The 2,023-nt window shown below is 57.6% G+C and carries 2 protein-coding genes; both read right to left on the bottom strand.

The genetic code is table 11. The features are described from left to right. Positions 1–764: Cof-type HAD-IIB family hydrolase (locus tag RTP97_RS21285; protein ID WP_312417188.1), on the bottom strand; the 764-nt coding region annotated here is incomplete at its 3' end. An 853-nt stretch (positions 765–1,617) separates the two neighbouring features. Then, positions 1,618–2,023: glycine radical domain-containing protein (locus RTP97_RS21280; protein ID WP_312417186.1), on the bottom strand; the 406-nt coding region annotated here is incomplete at its 5' end.

Below are 2,023 nucleotides of genomic sequence, written 5' to 3'. Positions count from 1 at the left end.
GCGCCCTGGTGGTTATTGTCGTCGGCCTGATAGCGGGTGATGGCTTTAATGCTCTCGCCAGCATTGCCCATGGCGAAAGAGTAGTGGGCAAACTTCAGCATTTCGGCGTCGTTACCGCTGTCGCCAATCGCCACGCATGCCTGCGGGGAGATATTCCAGCGCTTCAGCAGACGGCTGAGGCCATTGGCTTTATGCAGGCCGGGGATAATCAGATCGACAAAACCAAACCCGCTGGTCACCGGTTTCATGATGCCGTCGAGCGAAACATGCAGGGCGTCAATCAGGTTCGGGATATCGCTGTCGGGCAGGTTCAGGGAAAATTTAAACAGCACATCGTCGATGTCGCGGTAGTCGCTGACGCGCTTTAAGCGGTGATAGTGTTTCGACATCAGCGCGACGAAGGCCTCGGGTGCCTGGTCGCTCACGTACGCGCTTTCCAGACCGCAGGCGACGAAGTTCAGGGATTTATCTTTCAGCAGCTCGCCGATCACAATCTGCGATTCGTGCTTCGTCAGCTCGCCGTGGAAAATCTGCTCGCCGTGATCGAACACCAGCGCGCCGTTTTCCGCCACGAAGGAGATCTGCGATTTCAGCTCCGGGAAGAAGGAGATAAGCTGGTAATACTGGTTGCCGCTGGCGACAACGAACTCAATATTACGGGCCTGAAGTTGCTGGAACTGCGCCTGAAAGCGGTCACGATCGTACTGCTTGGCGTCATTAAGAAAAGTTCCGTCCATATCTGTGACGATAACTTTAACGGTCATACATTGCGCTCCTGGATGTTACTGCGACCAGCAACATTCTAATAACAATGTGACTAAAACCACAAATTTAATTTCATTCGAAAGTAAAAGCGAAACGGCAACCCGGGTTGTGATGCCAGTCAGTTAAGCCCGGTGGATTGTTCCGTTCACCTCATGTTCAGTAGAACATGGCATTCCACAACCCGTGAACGTGACAAGGGGGGCCGCCGGGCCCCCCTTGTCAATCCCCGCGGCCCCGCAATGAAACCGGTGCTTCGCACTGCGCTCACCTCCCGACCGGCTGCCTGCGGTCGGCTCAACTCGACATCCTGTCTCGATTCGCCTCTGGCCGCCATCCCTGGCGTCCAGCCCTTGTCATCCGGTCTCCGGTTCGCCGGTTTCAGCGGGGACTCAACACCCGTGCCACATTCAGGCGACTGAGAAGCGTGAGGGAGCGTGAATCCGGCTGAAAATCGACGAAGCGTTTCCGTAAGGCCGGGGCGAGGCGCAGGGACGCGCCGAGAGGGCATAGCCTGCATGGATGCAGGCTGGTGCCCGACCCGAAAGCCTGAAGGAATAAGCTGAGTGCACCGCGAAGCGGCGATTTTCTTTGCCGGGAGCCGGGGTAGCCAGGGGGGAGGCGGCGAGCCCCCCTGGCACGTTCACCGCAGCGGAGGGGGCATAAAGCAGAGGTGCTGTAGTGAACGGAACTCTTCCACTTCAGTCATTCAAAAATACCGAGTTGCTTAGCTGACTGTCATTACAACCCAGGTTGCCGTTTTTAGTGTTTTCCCTCTCCCCGTGGGAGAGAGCCGGGGTGAGGGCATCAGCGTGCGCATTTCCCCCTCACCCGCAAGGGAGAGGGGATACACCGTTACAACGTATGCTCGGTACGCGCAATAATATCGTCCTGCGCATCCGGGGACAGAGCGGTGAAGAACGCAGAATACCCCGCCACACGCACCACCAGATCACGATACTGGTCCGGGTGTTTTTTCGCTTCCAGCAGCGTTTCGCGGGAGACGATGTTGTACTGGATGTGCCAGCCTTTATGCACCTCGAAGAAGGTACGCAGCAGCACCATCAGCTTCTGGCGGTCGCTGTCATTATCCAGCGTCGCCGGGTTAAGTTTCTGGTTCAGCAGCACGCCACCGAGGATCGCTTCGGTCGGCAGTTTACCGACAGAGCCAATAACCGCGGTTGGCCCCAGGTGGTCAGTGCCGGAAGCCGGGCTGGCCCCTTCCGCGAGAGGGGTGTGCGCTTTACGTCCATCCGGGGTC

The sequence above is a fragment of the Pseudescherichia sp. genome (assembly GCF_031998825.1).
In the GTDB taxonomy this organism is placed as follows: Bacteria; Pseudomonadota; Gammaproteobacteria; order Enterobacterales; family Enterobacteriaceae; genus Pseudescherichia.
Note: the sequence above shows the minus strand (reverse complement) of the source record. Positions and strands in the feature narration are given on the sequence as shown.